Origin of the sequence: Cytobacillus sp., from assembly GCF_964223445.1 — a bacterium.
In the GTDB taxonomy this organism is placed as follows: Bacteria; Bacillota; Bacilli; order Bacillales; family Cytobacillaceae; genus Cytobacillus.
This window is the reverse complement of sequence record NZ_CAXQGS010000018.1, coordinates 1-17,377: the sequence shown is the minus strand read 5'-3', so window position 1 is coordinate 17,377 and position 17,377 is coordinate 1. Positions and strand designations below refer to the sequence as shown.

At 43.4% G+C, this 17,377-nt stretch carries 16 protein-coding genes, 1 tRNA gene, 2 rRNA genes, 1 other RNA gene, 2 pseudogenes and 1 other annotated feature; of the genes and pseudogenes, 7 read left to right on the top strand and 15 right to left on the bottom strand.

Going from position 1 to position 17,377, the window contains the following annotated elements:
• From ACEQ1T_RS02170 to tadA, 8 genes are all read right to left on the bottom strand, one after another.
• Positions 1-60: ribosomal RNA gene (locus ACEQ1T_RS02170) — 16S ribosomal RNA — on the bottom strand; the annotation flags it as partial.
• Positions 61-335: 275 nt separating this feature from the next.
• On the bottom strand, positions 336-599 hold the full coding sequence (locus ACEQ1T_RS02165; RefSeq protein WP_206846176.1) for a pro-sigmaK processing inhibitor BofA family protein: 264 nt from the start codon (positions 597-599) through the stop codon (positions 336-338).
• A gap of 121 nt (positions 600-720) precedes the next feature.
• Complete coding sequence (locus ACEQ1T_RS02160; RefSeq protein ID WP_206846178.1) at positions 721-939, bottom strand: YaaL family protein; 219 nt, start codon at positions 937-939, stop codon at positions 721-723.
• A 17-nt stretch (positions 940-956) separates the two neighbouring features.
• Positions 957-1,553, bottom strand: coding sequence for a recombination mediator RecR (recR, locus tag ACEQ1T_RS02155; RefSeq protein ID WP_009336775.1), 597 nt, complete (start codon positions 1,551-1,553; stop codon positions 957-959).
• A gap of 162 nt (positions 1,554-1,715) precedes the next feature.
• Positions 1,716-2,039 carry a YbaB/EbfC family nucleoid-associated protein gene (locus ACEQ1T_RS02150; protein WP_053433273.1) on the bottom strand — a complete coding sequence of 108 codons (324 nt, stop codon included), beginning with the start codon at positions 2,037-2,039 and terminating at the stop codon, positions 1,716-1,718.
• Between the two features lie 22 nt (positions 2,040-2,061).
• Positions 2,062-3,759, bottom strand: a complete 1,698-nt coding sequence (gene dnaX, locus ACEQ1T_RS02145; RefSeq protein ID WP_206846180.1) for a DNA polymerase III subunit gamma/tau — start codon at positions 3,757-3,759, stop codon at positions 2,062-2,064.
• A 136-nt stretch (positions 3,760-3,895) separates the two neighbouring features.
• Positions 3,896-4,160, bottom strand: an RNA gene (gene ffs, locus ACEQ1T_RS02140) — signal recognition particle sRNA large type.
• A gap of 79 nt (positions 4,161-4,239) precedes the next feature.
• Positions 4,240-4,776, bottom strand: coding sequence for a tRNA adenosine(34) deaminase TadA (gene tadA, locus ACEQ1T_RS02135; protein WP_370221576.1), 537 nt, complete (start codon positions 4,774-4,776; stop codon positions 4,240-4,242).
• 76 nt (positions 4,777-4,852) lie between these two features.
• On the opposite strand from tadA, the gene ACEQ1T_RS02130 reads away from it, so the two are divergent.
• The 6 genes and pseudogenes from ACEQ1T_RS02130 to ACEQ1T_RS02105 all read left to right on the top strand — a co-directional run.
• On the top strand, positions 4,853-5,428 hold the full coding sequence (locus ACEQ1T_RS02130) for an isochorismatase family cysteine hydrolase (protein ID WP_370221575.1): 576 nt from the start codon (positions 4,853-4,855) through the stop codon (positions 5,426-5,428).
• A gap of 46 nt (positions 5,429-5,474) precedes the next feature.
• Positions 5,475-6,761: a LysM peptidoglycan-binding domain-containing protein gene (locus ACEQ1T_RS02125; RefSeq protein ID WP_206846183.1), complete on the top strand. Its 1,287-nt coding sequence runs from the start codon at positions 5,475-5,477 to the stop codon at positions 6,759-6,761.
• Positions 6,762-6,951: 190 nt separating this feature from the next.
• A complete protein-coding gene (locus tag ACEQ1T_RS02120) occupies positions 6,952-7,593 on the top strand; it encodes a deoxynucleoside kinase (RefSeq protein WP_221881256.1) in 642 nt (213 codons plus the stop codon).
• Positions 7,590-8,258 carry a deoxynucleoside kinase gene (locus tag ACEQ1T_RS02115; protein ID WP_035333477.1) on the top strand — a complete coding sequence of 223 codons (669 nt, stop codon included), beginning with the start codon at positions 7,590-7,592 and terminating at the stop codon, positions 8,256-8,258. The genes ACEQ1T_RS02120 and ACEQ1T_RS02115 overlap by 4 nt, the downstream gene beginning before the upstream one ends.
• A gap of 258 nt (positions 8,259-8,516) precedes the next feature.
• A pseudogene (locus tag ACEQ1T_RS02110) lies at positions 8,517-8,657 on the top strand (helix-turn-helix domain-containing protein); the annotation flags it as partial.
• Between the two features lie 98 nt (positions 8,658-8,755).
• Positions 8,756-8,932, top strand: a pseudogene (locus tag ACEQ1T_RS02105) (IS3 family transposase); the annotation flags it as partial.
• Between the two features lie 371 nt (positions 8,933-9,303).
• On the opposite strand, the gene ACEQ1T_RS02100 reads toward ACEQ1T_RS02105, so the two are convergent.
• The 6 genes from ACEQ1T_RS02100 to guaB form a co-directional block, all read right to left on the bottom strand.
• Positions 9,304-9,396 (bottom strand) — tRNA-Ser (locus ACEQ1T_RS02100).
• Between the two features lie 88 nt (positions 9,397-9,484).
• The gene (gene serS / locus ACEQ1T_RS02095; protein ID WP_370221573.1) at positions 9,485-10,762 is read right to left on the bottom strand and encodes a serine--tRNA ligase; all 1,278 of its coding nucleotides are present in this window, start codon (positions 10,760-10,762) and stop codon (positions 9,485-9,487) included.
• A 52-nt stretch (positions 10,763-10,814) separates the two neighbouring features.
• Positions 10,815-11,040, bottom strand: a binding site (T-box leader).
• Between the two features lie 61 nt (positions 11,041-11,101).
• Positions 11,102-11,689, bottom strand: coding sequence for a pyridoxal 5'-phosphate synthase glutaminase subunit PdxT (gene pdxT / locus ACEQ1T_RS02090; RefSeq protein ID WP_206846188.1), 588 nt, complete (start codon positions 11,687-11,689; stop codon positions 11,102-11,104).
• A gap of 12 nt (positions 11,690-11,701) precedes the next feature.
• Positions 11,702-12,583: a pyridoxal 5'-phosphate synthase lyase subunit PdxS gene (gene pdxS, locus ACEQ1T_RS02085; protein ID WP_009336764.1), complete on the bottom strand. Its 882-nt coding sequence runs from the start codon at positions 12,581-12,583 to the stop codon at positions 11,702-11,704.
• 161 nt (positions 12,584-12,744) lie between these two features.
• A complete protein-coding gene (locus tag ACEQ1T_RS02080) occupies positions 12,745-14,049 on the bottom strand; it encodes a D-alanyl-D-alanine carboxypeptidase family protein (protein WP_370221578.1) in 1,305 nt (434 codons plus the stop codon).
• A 301-nt stretch (positions 14,050-14,350) separates the two neighbouring features.
• Positions 14,351-15,814 carry an IMP dehydrogenase gene (gene guaB, locus ACEQ1T_RS02075; RefSeq protein WP_206846194.1) on the bottom strand — a complete coding sequence of 488 codons (1,464 nt, stop codon included), beginning with the start codon at positions 15,812-15,814 and terminating at the stop codon, positions 14,351-14,353.
• 112 nt (positions 15,815-15,926) lie between these two features.
• Here guaB and ACEQ1T_RS02070 point away from each other — a divergent pair, with 112 nt between their 5' ends.
• On the top strand, positions 15,927-16,886 hold the full coding sequence (locus ACEQ1T_RS02070) for a YaaC family protein (protein ID WP_206846196.1): 960 nt from the start codon (positions 15,927-15,929) through the stop codon (positions 16,884-16,886).
• Positions 16,887-17,289: 403 nt separating this feature from the next.
• On the opposite strand, the gene rrf is transcribed toward ACEQ1T_RS02070, so the two are convergent.
• A 5S ribosomal RNA gene (rrf, locus tag ACEQ1T_RS02065) occupies positions 17,290-17,377 on the bottom strand; the annotation flags it as partial.

Here is a 17,377-nt window from a genome sequence, read left to right as displayed (position 1 = left end):
TTGCATGTATTAGGCACGCCGCCAGCGTTCGTCCTGAGCCAGGATCAAACTCTCCATATAAGAGTTTATTAAGCTCATAAATTGTCTTTTCAAAAAAGACTAAAGAATTAACGTTGACGTTTTTGTTCGTTCAGTTTTCAAAGATCAATCCGCCGCTCAGAAGCGACTTTATTAATATATCATTCTCACGAATAAATGTCAACATCTTTTTTAAGATGTTTTTTCATTACGTCATGGTGACGACCTTTAATATATTATCACCAGCGCTAAGATCTGTCAACAGAATCACTAAAAAAAATTATAAATAAAAACAGCCGCTTCGAACGGCTGTCCAATTACATAATCCATGTCTGTATGGCAACAAGCGCAAACAATCCAGGTATGCCTAGAAATCCGGAAATGGCCGAAGTGGCAAGGTTTATGGGTACATGTATGCCAACCTGATTGCCAAATGCATTTAAAAAAAATAAAAAGAGGGCTCCTATAATCAGTTTAATGGCTCCCTGCCCTATGAACCTTACAGGTTTTAATGGGGCACCTATAAATAGAAGCAATAAGATTAACCCTCCTAAAATGGAGATTACTGCAATAGGGTCCAAAAGAAAAATCCTCCTCTCAGGAAACTTGTACTACTAATTTATGATTAGCGCGTACAAAAAAGACCTGAGAGGAGGACAAGTATTTTGTATTGAACGATTTTCTTTCCGCAACGGGAACAAACTAGATTCTGACTTTTACATTTCTCTTTTTAGCTTCCCTGAATAGAAAAAAGTATTTAGCTTCGGCCAGCTTTGCCTGGCTGATTGCTTCCGGGGAAGGATCAAAGCTCTTTTCCACTAGTGATTTCTGGTTGTTCCAATCTGTTTTCAATCTGTTCAGCTGCTCCAAAAGCTTCTCATCAAACTCGCTCCGAAGCCATCCTTTCCTGCGAAAAAACATAAATTCCGCCTCCGTGCTTAAACTTCTCTTCTGCCCTCTAACGCTTTCGAAAGCGTTACTTCATCCGCATATTCCAAGTCTCCGCCTACTGGCAGGCCATGAGCAATCCGGGTAGCCTTTATGCCGGATGGCTTGATCAGGCGGGAGATATACATGGCTGTTGCTTCCCCTTCAATATTTGGATTGGTGGCAAGAATAATTTCCTGGACTGTTTCATCCTGAAGCCTCTTTAGTAAATCAGGAATATTGATATCTTCAGGCCCTATTCCATCCATTGGAGAAATGGCTCCGTGAAGGACATGATACAGTCCGTTATATTCCTTCATCTTTTCCATGGCAATAACGTCCTTCGGATCCTGGACCACACAGATTACTGACCGGTCGCGTCTCTGGTCCTCACAAATATAACAAGGGTCCTGATCAGTGATATGTCCGCAGACAGAGCAGTAAGATAAATTTCTTTTCGCATTGACAAGTGCCTTGGCAAAATCCAGCACAGTATCTTCTTTCATACTCAAAACAAAAAACGCCAGACGCGCAGCCGTTTTTGGGCCGATTCCGGGCAATTTCATAAAGCTGTCAATCAGCTTTGATATCGGTTCAGGATAATGCATGTATGATTTCCTCCTATATGAAAAGGAAAAGCGCCGCGAGCATGACGGCCTGATGAAGATTCCCATCAGACTATGTTCGCTGGCGCTCAGCCTGTCCGTTCTTTCGTGCATATCTCTATTATAGATAAAACATGCAAGAAAGAATTCTTTCAGGACGTTTAATTAAAACATTCCCGGCAGGTTCATTCCTTTAGTAAATTGGCCCATTGTGTCGTTTGTTAAGTCATCCGCTTTTTTCAGTGCATCGTTAGTTGCCGCCAGAACAAGGTCCTGAAGCATTTCAATATCTTCCGGATCAACAACTTCTTCTTTAATATTTACTTCTAATACTTGTTTATGTCCGGATACAATGACAGTCACCATTCCGCCGCCAGCTGTTCCTTCAATTCTTTTTTCGCCAAGCTCTTCCTGTGCCTGTGCCATCTTCTTTTGCATTTTCTGCATTTGCTTCATCATATTTTGCATATTTCCCATTCCACCGCGCATTTCACATACCTCCAACTATTTTCTATTCTTTAATTTCAATTAGTTCAGCGCCAAATAACTTGACTGCTTCAGCCACATGGGGCTCTTCCTCAGTTCTGCCGAAGCCCTCGCCAGACTCATCTCCGTCACGCTGGCTGCGCAGGAAATCCTCCCTGACACTTTGCCATTGTTCATCCGGAATGCCGACCAGCTGCAATCTCTTGCCTAATAGCTCAAACAGGACATTCGCCAGTGTGTCGAGGAATTTCGCATTATCCATGGCCATTTGACAGTGAATTTCATATTTGAATTTTACGATAAGTGCTGTTTCGGATGCGGCAACAGGTTCTGCTTCATTGAGAAGCGCCGCCTGAGAGCGCATCTGGTTTTGAACAAGAAGGTTCAGCATTTCGCCCCAGCGGCTCTTTACAGCTACCAGGTCGTTTTTCGTTGCCTGTTTCAGTACTTCATTCACTTTTCCAACTGGTGCCTGGAATCCTTTTCGTGAACTTCTCTGCGTTTTTTTCTGTACAGCAGGAGCTCCATCATCTTTCACCGCTATGCCGTTTTTCTTTAATTCCGCCAGCTCATGCTGAAGCTGTTCGATTTTTTGCATCAGCGGCTTGATGTCTGCAGACTGTCCTGCTCTCTCTCGCTGTTCAAGCTGGCACAGCTTCACAATCGCCACCTCCAGGAAAATCCTCGGATGGTTGGTCCATCGCATTTCCTGCTGGGCTTTGTTCAGTACCTCAATAAGCTCATATAGCTCTTCCGGCTCCACTTCCTGGGCAAGCTGCTGGAAGTCTTCATCAAGCATGACTCTTTCCAATGATTCCTCCAGCCTTGGAGCTGCTTTATATAAAAGCATATCCCGGTAATACAGAATAAAGTCTTCTATAAAACGGGATGGATCTTTTCCCTGAAAAAGAAGCTCTTCCAGAAATTCCAGCCCGGCTGCGGCATCCCTGTCTTTAACCGCTCTTGCCAGTTTATTTAGAAATCCTTGCGATACTGCACCTGTCACAGACAGGGCATCTTCTACTGTAACGCGATCCTGGCTGAAGGAAATTGCCTGATCAAGCAGGCTAAGAGCATCACGCATACCGCCTTCTGCAGCTCTCGCGATGATCTGCATTGCCTGGTCCTCATATGATGCATCTGTTTCATCCGCAATCAGCTTCATTCTTCCTGTTATCGCCTGAGCAGTAATCCTTTTAAAATCAAATCGCTGGCACCGGGAAATAATCGTTAGCGGAATTTTATGAGGCTCCGTTGTGGCTAAAATAAAAATGACATGCTTAGGCGGCTCTTCAAGCGTCTTTAACAGGGCATTGAAAGCTCCAATAGAAAGCATATGCACCTCATCGACGATGTAAACTTTATACTTTACAGCGTTTGGGGCATATTTCACTTTGTCCCTGATATCCCTGATTTCTTCTACACCATTATTAGAGGCAGCATCAATTTCAATGACATCAGGGATCGAACCGTCTGTAATGCCTCTGCAGGCTGCACACTCATTGCACGGTTCAGTGACAGGTGCCTTCTCACAGTTAACAGCCTTTGCAAGAATTTTTGCTGCACTTGTTTTACCGGTTCCGCGGGGGCCGGAAAACAAATAGGCGTGTGATATCTTCTCCTGAAGCAGGGCGTTTTGCAAAGTCTTTGTCACATGTTCCTGCCCGACAACATCGATAAACTGTTGCGGACGCCAAACACGATATAAAGCTTGATAACTCACTGACACGCCCCCTTCCTATGTATAGTCCTTCATCTATTATAACGTATCTAAATTCCTTTTTACAAAACCTAGAGCAAATAATTAAAACAAAAAACCCACCCCGCTAAAGGATGAGTTTTAATTACAATATAAACTGCCGTGCACCTTCCGTCGACTGACGCCCATAGGCGTTACTTTAGCAGTTAGCTCGGCCCAGGCAACCCTGCGGCACATGGGAGCTTCCACTTAATGCTGCTTCCTTCCGGACCTGACATGATTCATGGATTCCCATTGCGCAGGACCCGGGCGTCAACACCACTTACTTAAGGCAGGCCCTACAGGACATCAGCCTCGGGAAGGGATTCAGCCTCGCTAGAGCGGATTGCGAGTACAGGGCACCGCTACCTCCCCGCCTAGCACGGCAAAGTTGATACCATATTTAGTTGCGTCTTTGTCCGACGCATTTATAAGTATACTAACATTTAGGTGAAAAAGCAATGCCTAACCATTGTCAATTCCTGTATCAAGTTCCATCTGCAGCAATTGCCTTCTTTTTTTCTCTTCTTTCTTGCGCTTTCGCAACCCTCTGAAAAAGCTCGAAAGCATCTCGCCGCATTCTTCTTCCAGCACCCCTGGCACAACTTCACTCTGGTGATTGAACCGCTCATCCTGCAATAGATTCATAAGCGTCCCGGCACATCCGCCCTTTGGATCCTTAGCCCCATACACTACCTTTTTAATACGCGATAAGATGATGGACCCCGAACACATCGGACAAGGCTCCAAGGTAACATAAAGAATGGCATTCTCCAGCCTCCAGGTTCCGAGTTTTTTACATGCCTGATCAATGGCAAGCAATTCCGCATGCGCAATCGCAGTCTGATTCACTTCTCTCAAATTATGTGCCCGGGCAATAATTTCCCCGTCCAGGACAATGACTGCGCCAATCGGAACTTCTTCCAGCTCCTCCGCCAGCTTTGCTTCTTTAATGGCCTCCCGCATATACAGTTCATCTTCAGTGAATGATGCTTGTATCAATTATCTTCATTCCTTCTCTTAACATCTGTGTAAAAGCCGCCCCTCTTACGAAAAATAAGCTTAAAGGAGCGATACTATGAAAAATCCGCAAGCCTATAAACCGGCTCTTATCATTATTGACATGATTAACGACTTTAATTTTGACCATGGAAAGATACTTGCTGAAAAAGCATTGTATATCGCAAAACCCATCAATGAGTTCAAGACTGCTTTTTATGAGCAGGATCTCCCGGTCATTTATGTGAATGATCATTATAATCTCTGGCAGGCTGATCTGGATACAATTATGGATCATTGCCGCAATCCTGTGAGCGCGCCTATCCTTCGTGAGATGCACCCGTCACCGGATGATTATTTTTTAATAAAGCCAAAGCATTCAGTCTTTTATGGCACTGCCTTAAATACCCTTTTGCACCAGCTCGGCGTCAACATGCTTGTCATGACGGGAATCGCCGGCAATATCTGTGTCCTTTTTTCGGCCAATGATGCCTATATGAGAGAATATCATTTACATATACCACATGACTGCACCGTTTCTAATGATGACCACGATAATGAAAATTCCTTAAAGATGATGGAAAACGTATTAAAGGCCAATATATCTTCCTTCTCTGAAAACAATTATAACATTTCTTCTATGTTTCCTTCATAAAATGGCAGTAGTGTTCTAAGACGCGTTTTTCAGGGAGGGAGATAGATTGCAGATTCATGTGATCCAGCAAAACCAGTCCTTGTTCGGCATAGCCCAGGCATACGGAACGACGGTTGAAGATCTGATTGAGGCAAATGAAATTCCCAATCCAAATAGTCTGGTGATCGGCCAGACGCTTGTTATTCCGATAATAGGAAGCTTTTATTGGGTTCAGCCTGGTGACAGCCTTTACTCAATTTCAAGAAGGTTCGGCATTTCTTATCAGCAGCTCGCATCTGTCAATGGCATTTCGGTGAACCAGCCGCTGCAGGTGGGGTTCCGCCTTTATATCCCGCCACGCCCGAAAACGAGTGCAGAGTTCAATGCCTATGTGGAGCCAAGAGGCGATACAGTCGCCCCTGAACTGGTAGAAAGCGCAAGAGAGGCTGCGCCTTATTTGACCTATCTGGCCCCATTCAGTTTTCAGGCCCTTCGGGATGGTTCTTTGAAGGAGCCGCTCCTGAATGATTTCCCGGCCATTGCGAGAGCCAATAATAATGTATTGATGATGGTTATTACCAATCAGGAAAACGATCAGTTCAGTGATGAACTCGGCAGAATATTGTTAAATGATATGCCGATTCAGAATAAGTTCCTGGATAACATTACTGCCACAGCAAAAAAATATGGCTTCAGAGATATACATTTTGACTTTGAGTTTTTGCGCCCGGCTGACCGGGAAGCCTATAATAATTTTCTCAGAAAAGCAAAGGCAAGATTCGGGCAGGAAGGCTGGCTGATTTCTACAGCCTTGGCGCCAAAAACAAGTGCAGAACAGCAAGGCCTCTGGTATGAAGCCCATGATTATAAAGCCCATGGGGAGATTGTTGATTTTGTCGTGATTATGACCTATGAATGGGGCTACAGCGGAGGCCCTGCAATGGCTGTTTCACCGATCGGACCAGTGCGGCAGGTTTTGGAATATGCGATCAGCGAAATGCCTTCTTCTAAAATCATGATGGGCCAGAACTTGTATGGCTATGACTGGACGCTTCCTTTTGTCCAGGGCACCACCGCAAAAGCAGTCAGTCCACAGCAGGCCATACAAATCGCAGCGGAAAATAATGTGGCCATCCAATATGATTACCAGGCACAGGCTCCATTTTTTAACTACACTGCACCTGACGGGAAAAGACATGAGGTTTGGTTTGAGGATGCGCGCTCCATCCAGGCCAAATTCGATTTAATCAAAGAATTGAAGCTGCGGGGAATGAGCTACTGGAAACTCGGCCTTTCTTTCCCGCAAAATTGGCTCCTGATTACGGAAAACTTCAATGTTACAAAAAGAGCGTAATTTCTCAGCAGCTGCCTCGTCAGGCGGCTTTTTTTTATTATTCAGATTTTATATGCTTATTTTCATATTTCCAGCTTAAATTCCATATCCCTTCCACTCTATACTGTGTTAAAATAAGCTTTGTGTCGTTTTGGAACGTACCTATAAATGGATTCTATAGATAAATAAGCAATGCAGGAGGACGATCAATATGGGGGGAATACCTTTTATTACAGTAGAGGGGCCGATTGGCGTTGGGAAAACATCTCTCGCTAAAGCGATTTCTGAGAAATTTCAGTACGCACTGCTAAAAGAAATTGTTGATGAAAATCCCTTTTTGGGTAAATTCTATGAAAACATTGAAGAATGGAGCTTCCAGACTGAAATGTTTTTCCTCTGCAACCGCTACAAACAGCTGGTTGATATCAACAATCACTACTTAGCTCAAAATAAGCCTGTTGTGGCTGATTATCATATTTTCAAGAATCTGATTTTTGCCCAGCGCACTTTAAATCAGAATGAATATCAGAAATATTTGAAGATCTATGACATACTGACAGGTGATATGCCAAAGCCAAATGTCATTATCTATCTCAATGCAAGCCTTGAAACATTGCTCGACCGAATCGAGCTGAGGGGCCGTGAAATTGAAAAGAATATCAGTCCACTATATCTCGAGCAATTATCCCTTGATTATGAAACGGCTATGAATGAGTTCGAAAGGCAGCATCCGGATATTCCAGTGATCCGCTTCAATGGAGATCAGCTGGATTTTGTGAAAAACGAAGCAGACCTAATGCATATATTCGATACATTGTCGACATCATTGAAAAAGAGGAGCATACACTTATGAATCTAAGGCAGAAATACGAAATCCCTTCAAACGCCGTGATTACGATTGCCGGAACCGTCGGAGTCGGAAAATCAACGATGACCAATGCGCTTGCAGACGCACTGGGGTTCCGAACCTCTTTCGAAAAGGTTGATACGAACCCTTACCTGGATAAATTCTACGCAGATTTCAACCGCTGGAGCTTCCACCTGCAGGTTTACTTCCTGGCAGAACGGTTCAAGGACCAGAAGCGCATCTTCGAATATGGCGGGGGCTTTGTTCAGGACCGATCCATTTATGAAGACACCGGCATATTTGCGAAAATGCATTATGAAAAAGGCACCATGTCAAAGGTAGATTACGAAACTTACACCAGCTTATTTGATGCGATGGTGATGACACCATACTTCCCGCACCCTGATCTGCTTATTTATCTTGAAGGATCGCTTGATGACATTCTTTCCCGCATCCAGGAGCGCGGCCGTCCGATGGAGCAGCAGACACCTATTTCCTACTGGGAAGAGATGCACCAGCGCTACGAAAACTGGATCAACAGCTTTAACGCATGCCCGGTCCTGCGCCTGAATATCAATGACTATGACATCATTCAGAACGAGCAATCCATTGAGCCGATTGTCGAACGCATTTCATACTTCTTAAGACAAACTCAATTATTAAAAAAATAACCGCCATTATCGAACTGCACCGAAATTGTTAGACACAAAAATAACAATGGAGGTGCAGTTTTTAATTTGGCTAAATTTACATTTAAGGATAAGTTATGGGCAGTGAAGGAATATGAAAAGGGAACATTATCTTTCCGAGATATTGGGAAACAGCTGGGTACTGGTCATAAAACAATACAGAAATGGTTCCATTTATATCAGTCACATGGAGAAGATTCCTTAAGAAAAAGTTATACAAACTACACGGCTGCGTTTAAAATGGAGGTACTCAAATATATGGACGATCATTGGGTATCTGTGAATGAAACAGCGGCGAAGTTTAAAATTCCCGATCCCTCCACCATCCTTGCCTGGAGGAGAGCTGTCGAAACAGAAGGAATGGAAGCCCTATTACCAAAGAAAAAGTGGCGACCTCCCATGACAAAAGATAGAAAAAAGAATAAGCCAGTCAATCAAAGCCATGAATCCCTAATAGAAGAAGTCAAGCGCTTGAGAATAACTTTTTTGGCATACTTAAGACAGAACTTCTCTATCTGCAGGAATTCGAAAGTATTGAACATTTTATTCAGGAATTGCACGAATATATTTTTTACTACAACAATGTACGCATGAAGAAAAAATTAAAAGACCTGAATCCAGTAGAATACCGGATTCAGGTCCAACAAATAGCCTAAAATATTTGTCTAACTTTTTTGGTTCAATTCATTATCGGCAGTTTTTTGCTGTTCTTTTAGTTAACGGCTCGGAATACTCAGCAGAAATGAGGATCGCTGACGAAATTCTTCCCGCGGTCCTTCAAAAAGTAGTATTATCGGCCACTTTCACACATATATCGGTCAGATTCCCTTTATATCGGTCACTTTCACAGGGTATCGGTCAAAGCACTAATTTATCGGTCAATTTTTCAAAATATCGGCTACTTCGCGGAGGATTAACTTAACACTCCCCACATAGAGAAAAAAATATATATACAAAAAAACCGCTGCGGTTATCAGCGGTTTTATGTATCTCCAATATTTATGCGCGTGTTAGATGTCAATTAAAATGGAGGAGGAAAGGGGATTCGAACCCCTGCGCGGTTTGACCCGCCTGTCGGTTTTCAAGACCGATCCCTTCAGCCGGACTTGGGTATTCCTCCGCATCGACAAGAAATACTATATCATTTCTAAATAAGTATGTCAACATTATTTTCATAAAAAAAGAGCGGATCAAAATCCGCTCTTCAATTAAGGCTTAATAACTTCGCGATTACCCATATAAGGACGCAATACTTCGGGAATGATGACACTTCCGTCAGCCTGCTGGTAATTTTCTAGAATAGCTGCCACCGTGCGGCCAATCGCAAGGCCAGATCCATTCAGTGTGTGCACATGCTCCGGCTTGCCTTTTGCCTCGCGGCGGAAGCGGATATTTGCACGTCTTGCCTGGAATCCTTCAAAATTACTGCAAGAAGAAATTTCTCTATACGTGTTATAGCTTGGAATCCAAACTTCAATATCGTATTTCTTCGCAGCTGTGAATCCAAGATCGCCCGTACACATGCTCATCACACGGTATGGAAGGCCGAGCATCTGAAGGACTTTTTCCGCATGGCCGGTCAGCTTTTCAAGCTCGCCATAAGACTCCTCAGGCATAACAAACTTCACAAGTTCTACCTTGTTAAATTGATGCTGGCGGATCAGCCCGCGTGTGTCACGGCCGGCAGAACCTGCTTCAGAACGGAAGCAGGCACTGAATGCCGCATAGTTAATCGGAAGCTCATCTGCATTCAGAATTTCTTCCCTGTGCATATTGGTGACAGGCACCTCGGCAGTTGGGATCAGGAAGTAATCCTCGCTTTCAATCAGGAAAGCATCTTCTTCAAATTTCGGAAGCTGTCCTGTTCCTGTCATGCTTGCACGGTTAACCATGTACGGAGGAAGAACCTCCTTATAGCCATGCTCATCTGTGTGCAAATCCAGCATGAAGTTGAATAGCGCACGCTCAAGGCGAGCTCCAAGACCTTTGTAGAATACAAAGCGGCTGCCTGTTACTTTGCTGGCACGTTCGAAATCAAGCAGGTCAAGATCTGTTGCTACATCCCAGTGCGGCTTTGGTTCGAAATCAAATTCACGGACTTCCCCCCATTTGCGGATTTCCACATTATCGTCTTCTGTTTCACCGACAGGCACGCTTTCATGCGGAATGTTCGGGATGCTCAGCAGCAATTGATCCAATTCTTCCTCGACCGTGCGGAGCTCCTCATCCAATGCTTTAATTTTATCGCCGACTTCTCTCATTTCCGTGATTAAATGGTCTGCATCCTGCTTTTCCCGCTTTAAGGCTGCAACCTGCTGGGATACTTCATTCCTTTTGCTCTTCAGCTGCTCTGCTTCTACAATCAGCTCACGTCTTTTTACATCCAGATCTTCGAATTTTCCAAGATCGGTTAAATCTTCGCCTCGATGCTGAAGCTTGTTTTTCACTTCTTCAAAATTGGCTCTTAAAAACTTAATGTCCAGCATTTTTAGTACCTCCTACAAAATAGTTTAAAACACAAAAAACTCCCGTCCCCAAAAAAGGGACGAGAGTTACCCGCGTTGCCACCCTAGTTGAAAGCATAAGCTTTCCACCTTACATCCATAACGGTTTTAACCGAAAGCATTTACTTTTCCCGATTAGTACCGGGTGTTCCATGCTTTGCTCGAGGATGGATTCACAGGGTTTATTCACCGGTTTCCACCAGCCACCGGCTCTCTTTTAGAACAAAGTTCCTGTTACTAGTTCCTCTCATTGCTTTTCAGCTATAAGAATTTTGTAATTCATAATTTACTACAATTATCTTCCTTTTGCAACCAAAATATTCAAATTGCTAATTGCTTGGACTCTTTGATCATTTCAACGAAATACCCTGTCAGGCGATGGTCATCCGTCAGTTCCGGATGGAAGGAGCATCCAAGGAATCTGCCTTCACGTGCCGCCACAATCCGTCCATTGTGCTTGGCCAGAATTTCAACATTCTCGCCGGCCTCCACAATATGCGGCGCACGAATGAAGACAGCTGCAAAATCTTCTGCCACTCCGGCGATATCAAGATCCGCCTCGAAGCTTTCGCGCTGGCGACCAAATGAATTTCTTTCCACCTGGACGTCCATCACACCGATATGCGGCTCATCATAGCCAATGATATTAGTTGCAAGAAGAATTAAGCCTGCACATGTACCGAACATCGGCTTTCCTGATTGGGCAAACTCCTTAAGGCTGTCCATAAAATCATATTTATCAATCAAGCGTCTCATGGTCGTGCTTTCGCCGCCAGGCAAAATAAGCCCGTCCACCTCATCAAGCTGCTCTTTGCGTTTGATGACTACAGCTTCGGCGCCGCATGCTTCTACAGAGATAACATGCTCCCTTACCGCACCCTGAAGCCCTAATACTCCAACCTTTATCATGTTCAATTCTCCTTACCAGCCGCGCTCCTGCATACGTGCTTCAGGAGCCAATGAAGAAATTTCAATTCCCTTCATTGGTGTGCCTAGTTCTTTTGAAAGTTCAGCAATCAATTTGTAGTCCTGGTAATGTGTAGTTGCTTCCACAATGGCACGCGCAAATTTCGCAGGGTTTTCAGATTTGAAGATGCCTGATCCTACGAACACCCCATCAGCACCAAGCTCCATCATTAGAGCTGCATCTGCAGGTGTTGCAACGCCTCCTGCTGCGAAGTTTACGACTGGAAGGCGTCCAAGGCTCTTGATTTCCAAAAGAAGCTCATATGGCGCTCCCAGAAGCTTAGCTTCCGTCATTAATTCATCTTCGTTCATGCCGACAACCTTGCGCACCTGTGCATTCACCTTGCGGATATGGCGGACAGCTTCAACGATGTTTCCAGTTCCAGGCTCACCTTTTGTACGAAGCATGGAAGCACCTTCACCAATACGGCGTGCTGCTTCGCCTAAATCACGGCATCCGCAAACGAACGGAACTGTGTAATCTCTTTTGTTAAGGTGGTATTCTTCATCAGCAGGAGTTAAAACTTCGCTCTCATCTATGTAATCGACACCCATCGCTTCAAGCAAACGAGCTTCTACAATATGGCCGATACGCGCTTTTGCCATTACCGGGATTGAAACTGCACCCATTACTTCTTCCATAATACGAGGATCTGCCATGCGTGCCACACCGCCTGCTGCACGGATATCAGAAGGAACGCGCTCAAGTGCCATAACTGCTACTGCACCAGCTTCTTCTGCGATTTTTGCCTGCTCTGCGTTAACAACGTCCATAATAACGCCGCCTTTTTGCATTTCTGCCATTCCCCGTTTAACACGATCTGTACCTGTCTTCATGTTTATCCCCCTTCGTAAATACCATCTGCTTTGGATGGGTTAAATATTATGATAAAAATAATTTTTCAAAAAAAGGAAAATAGATTATTTTACTCGGAATTTTCCCTATTGAAAATATGCAATGAAAAAGGGCTCCTGTCAAGACAGGAAAGCCCTTTTTCTTAAAACCAACCTTTTACAGTTGAGGAAACACTTCCCCAGACATCTCCAAAGAAACCGCCGATACTGCGCATAGTCAGCACGAACCATTTTGCTTTTTCAACACTTTCAGCGGCTACAACATCCACTTGGATATTGCCTTTTCCTTTATCAGACAGGAACTCAAGCTTTCCGTCTTCTTTGGACTCGATGGTCAAGTAGCCGATTTTTTCTCCTTTTTTAATAGGAGCGGTCAATTCGCCATTTTCATTTAATTTCTTTTTATCCAGAACAAGAACGGGCTTAAAGTTTTCCTTTTCCCCGTTTCTCACTACCATTTCGATTGCCTCTTTAGAAGAAATCTTGACTTGATCTTCTTTCCCTTTTGTAACAGGCACTGTTTTCTGGCCTTTCACCTGATAATTGGCAGGAACGATTTCTTCTTTCGTGAAGTTGCTGAAACCAAAGTCGAACATTTTCTTTGTTTCATCGAATCTGGATTTATAGGTAGCCTGGCCATTCGCGCCTTTCGCGTTCATGACAACACTGATATAGCGGTTGCCGTCTCTCATGGCAGTACCTGTGAAGCAGTACCCGGCAAAGTCAGTAGTACCCGTTTTAAGGCCATCAGCACCTTCATACCCATATACTAGTTCCGGAAGCATCCAGTTCCAGTTTTCCATTTTAATTTCATCATCTGTACCCTCTCTGAACGTCTTTCTAGGGGTACTTGCTGTTTCCAACACTTCAGGGAATCGGTTTATCAATTCTTTGGCCAGCATGGCTGTATCTCTTGCTGACATCACGTTTTCATCTTCAGGACCGCCTGCAGGAGGAGATCCCTTTAAATCCCGGTTGTTCAAACCGCTGGAATTCACAAACTTATATTCTTTTAATCCAAGCTCTGCAGCTTTCTCGTTCATCATTTTAACAAAGTTAGTTTCTGAACCGGCAATCGTTTCTGCAATCGCGATCGTTGCTCCATTCGCAGAGTAGATAGCCATTGCTTCATACAATTCACGGATATTGTATTTGCCGTCTCTTCTTAATGGGACATTTGATAGATTGCGATCCTGCGAAACTTTCCATACGTACTCACTTACTGCATATTCCTGGTCCCACTTTACTTTGCCCTCTTCAATGGCTTCAAGAAGCAGGTATTCTGTCATCATTTTTGTCATACTGGCAATGCCCAGTACTTTATCCGCATTTTTTTGATATAAAATTTTTCCGGTCTCTGCATCTACTAAAATAGCAGCATCTGCATTGATATTTAAGATATCTTCTGCATGAGCTTTATTTATACCAGGTAAAAGACCTAATATCATGACCAAGGCAAGGAATCCAGCGATAGACTTACGGTACAATGTTTTCTTCAATTTTACTGCCCTCCAACGTTTTAATACACTTTTGTTATTTTATCATAACTCTGATGCAAAGAATAGATAGAGTAATTACCTATTCCTGCCTCTCTAATGGCTTGATTAGCCCACTGGTATACATTAGTATTTTCCTAGGCTGATTCCCGTGTATTTAGTGATTTCTTCTGCAGGATGCTGAAAACAGCCATCATCCTTATCAGAGACGAAAAAAAAGCAGAAAAGGTTTCCCTCTCCTGCTTTGTATAGATTATAGTGAGTAGTTTGGCGCCTCTTTTGTAATCTGCACATCATGCGGATGGCTTTCTCTTAGGCCCGCACCAGTCATTTTAATGAATTGGGCATTTTCGCGAAGCTCGTGAAGATCTTTTGTTCCGCAATAGCCCATTCCAGAACGGATACCGCCGATAAGCTGATAAATGGTATCAGCTAAAGGCCCTTTATAAGCAATGCGCCCTTCGATTCCCTCTGGAACAAACTTTTTATTATCTTCCTGGAAGTAACGGTCTTTAGAGCCCTTTTCCATGGCTGCAACAGAACCCATTCCTCTGTATACCTTGAAGCGGCGTCCCTGGAAAATTTCCGTTTCGCCAGGGCTTTCAGAAACACCGGCCAGAAGGCTTCCAAGCATAACGGCATGTCCGCCTGCTGCCAATGCTTTCACGATATCGCCTGAATATTTAATTCCGCCATCAGCAATGATTGATTTGCCATGCTTGCGTGCTTCAGTAGCACAATCATATACCGCTGTGATCTGAGGTACCCCTACGCCTGCGACAACACGTGTTGTACAAATCGAGCCAGGCCCGATTCCCACTTTTACGATATCAGCACCCGCTTCAATCAAATCCTTTGTCGCTTCGGCTGTTGCAACGTTACCGGCAATAATGGCCAGATCCGGATAAGTGTTTCTGATCTCGCGTACAGTATCAAGCACGCCTTTTGAATGTCCATGTGCTGTATCCACTACGATGACATCCACATGCGATTTAACAAGCATTTCAACACGCTTCATCGTGTCGCCGGTTACGCCGACCGCTGCACCTGCCAGCAGGCGTCCGCGCTCATCTTTTGCCGAGTTAGGAAACTCAATAACCTTTTCAATATCTTTAATAGTGATTAAACCTTTTAAAACACCTTCATCATCCACTAGCGGCAATTTTTCAATTTTATGCTGCTGAAGAATTTTTTCTGCTTCATCCAATGTAGTTCCAACTGGAGCTGTTACAAGGTTTTCTTTTGTCATCACATCGGAGATTTTTATCGAATAGTCCTGAATGAATCGGAGGTCACGGTTAGTCAAAATGCCAACAAGCTTCTGTTCCTCAGTATTATTGACGATTGGCACACCGGAAATCCGGTACTTGCCCATTAAATGCTCCGCGTCGAATACCTGCTGTTCTGGAGTTAGGAAGAATGGGTCAGTAATAACGCCGCTTTCAGAACGCTTTACTTTATCCACCTGATCAGCCTGCTGTTCAATAGACATATTTTTATGGATAATTCCCAAACCGCCCTGGCGCGCCATAGCGATCGCCATTTCAGCTTCAGTGACCGTATCCATACCGGCACTGATTACTGGAATGTTGAGTGCAATCTTTTCAGTCAAATTTACTTTGAGGCTGACATCACGAGGAAGCACCTCTGATTTCGATGGAACCAGTAAAACATCATCAAAAGTTAAACCTTCTTTTGCAAACTTAGTTTCCCACATCTTTTTTGACCTCCTGGACTCGAAAATATTATTAGTAGGTTATCAATTGGACAAAATACTGTCAAGAACGGATTGATATGTTGGATTTTTCAAAAGATTCGGAGGTTTCACTTTGATACATTCATTTGACATTAAAAACTCCTTTTTATACTTCTTTTCTGCGAACACGTCACAGGAATTTTTAAAGAAATGCTACCAAAAGCAAAACCTGGATCAGGCTGAACAAAAGAGCTATGAAAACAGTTACCCTTTTATATACTATCTAGAACACGGGCAAGTATACTACGAGCAGGCAGAGAAGGCACCATTGGTTATCAAGCCGATTCTCTTTTTTTATGGACTTGTTCACCTTGTGAAGGCCTGCATACTGACTGTTGATCCTAATTATCCGGAGACTACTTCTGTTTTGGCACACGGGGTATCTACCCGGAAAAGAAAAAAGCAGCAATATAATTTTTTTCAGGATGAAGTAAAATTTCAAAAAAGCGGGCTTTTCCCTTATATGGGAGAAAAATTGTTCCACATGAAACATTTGGAAGGCGAAAAAACAACGATGGGAGAGTTATTTGGTCAAATTCCCGAGCTTAATTATTTGTACAGCCAGACAGAGGGCCGAACTACTTTTCTCGAAGCAGAGCTGGAAAAGGATAAATTCATTTTGCCAAGTATGATCCTTGATCGCTTTCATATGACTGAGTCCCGCTTTGTTGAATATCTGCAGGCAAAATCAGACTTTAATATATGCTTTCAGGAGTCAGCTGATTCAGAACTAAAATTTTCTGTAAAAAAATTGAATACATATAATTATAAGCCCTTAAGATATAGTCCTGATGCCGGAAAGTTTTTCTTTCCGCTTGCTAAAGACGGCCTGATTGATTTTCCTGAACTTCTTATTCATTTCCTGCTGCTGTATAACTTAAGCATGATTGCCCGATATGAAACAGAATGGTGGAGCGAACTCATCAAAATGATGCCGAATAAAGACTATCCTTTTATTCAAACATTTCTTCAGATAACATCTGCAAAGGGGCCATATCTGATTTATCAGTATTTGGCTGATAAGAAATTTTAAGCATTTACGTTGTGTGTTTACCTTAGTCTTTGCTGGGCATTACAGAGGGATCAGAGTGTAATGGTGTTTGCTAACAGACCGGGGATTTATCTGAAGCATTCCGTGGTGCTAATCTAGCATGTATTGAATTTATCTAGCTAGAATGTGATTTTATGTAACAGGTTTTTGATTTTATCTAGCAGGAATTCGATTTTATCTAGCATATATTGAAGTTTATCACACCTTTGGCACAATCCATCTTTGGTGAGAACGGATTTGACTTATAAAAAGATGATGCAATACGAAGTGGCGCATATCATTCAATTCTGGCACATATAAGAGTGAATGGGACGCAATAAGATATTAGGTACCGTAACTCATCCAAGCACACAAAAAAGAGCACCCATCAGGTGCTCTTTCATATGCCCGGCAGCGTCCTACTCTCACAGGGGGACAGCCCCCAACTACCATCGGCGCTGAGAAGCTTAACTTCCGTGTTCGGTATGGGAACG

Bases quoted from the DNA above. Each gene is read 5' to 3' on its own strand.
- guaB (WP_206846194.1), bottom strand. From the start codon at position 15,814: ATGTGGGAAACTAAGTTTGCAAAAGAAGGTTTAACTTTTGATGATGTT.
- ACEQ1T_RS02080 (WP_370221578.1), bottom strand. From the start codon at position 14,049: ATGATATTAGGTCTTTTACCTGGTATAAATAAAGCTCATGCAGAAGAT.
- pdxT (WP_206846188.1), bottom strand. From the start codon at position 11,689: ATGATAAAGGTTGGAGTATTAGGGCTTCAGGGTGCGGTAAGGGAGCAT.
- ACEQ1T_RS02120 (WP_221881256.1), top strand. From the start codon at position 6,952: ATGGGGGGAATACCTTTTATTACAGTAGAGGGGCCGATTGGCGTTGGG.
- ACEQ1T_RS02150 (WP_053433273.1), bottom strand. From the start codon at position 2,039: ATGCGCGGTGGAATGGGAAATATGCAAAATATGATGAAGCAAATGCAG.
- pdxS (WP_009336764.1), bottom strand. From the start codon at position 12,583: ATGAAGACAGGTACAGATCGTGTTAAACGGGGAATGGCAGAAATGCAA.
- ACEQ1T_RS02130 (WP_370221575.1), top strand. From the start codon at position 4,853: ATGAAAAATCCGCAAGCCTATAAACCGGCTCTTATCATTATTGACATG.
- ACEQ1T_RS02115 (WP_035333477.1), top strand. From the start codon at position 7,590: ATGAATCTAAGGCAGAAATACGAAATCCCTTCAAACGCCGTGATTACG.
- serS (WP_370221573.1), bottom strand. From the start codon at position 10,762: ATGCTGGACATTAAGTTTTTAAGAGCCAATTTTGAAGAAGTGAAAAAC.
- recR (WP_009336775.1), bottom strand. From the start codon at position 1,553: ATGCATTATCCTGAACCGATATCAAAGCTGATTGACAGCTTTATGAAA.
- ACEQ1T_RS02160 (WP_206846178.1), bottom strand. From the start codon at position 939: ATGTTTTTTCGCAGGAAAGGATGGCTTCGGAGCGAGTTTGATGAGAAG.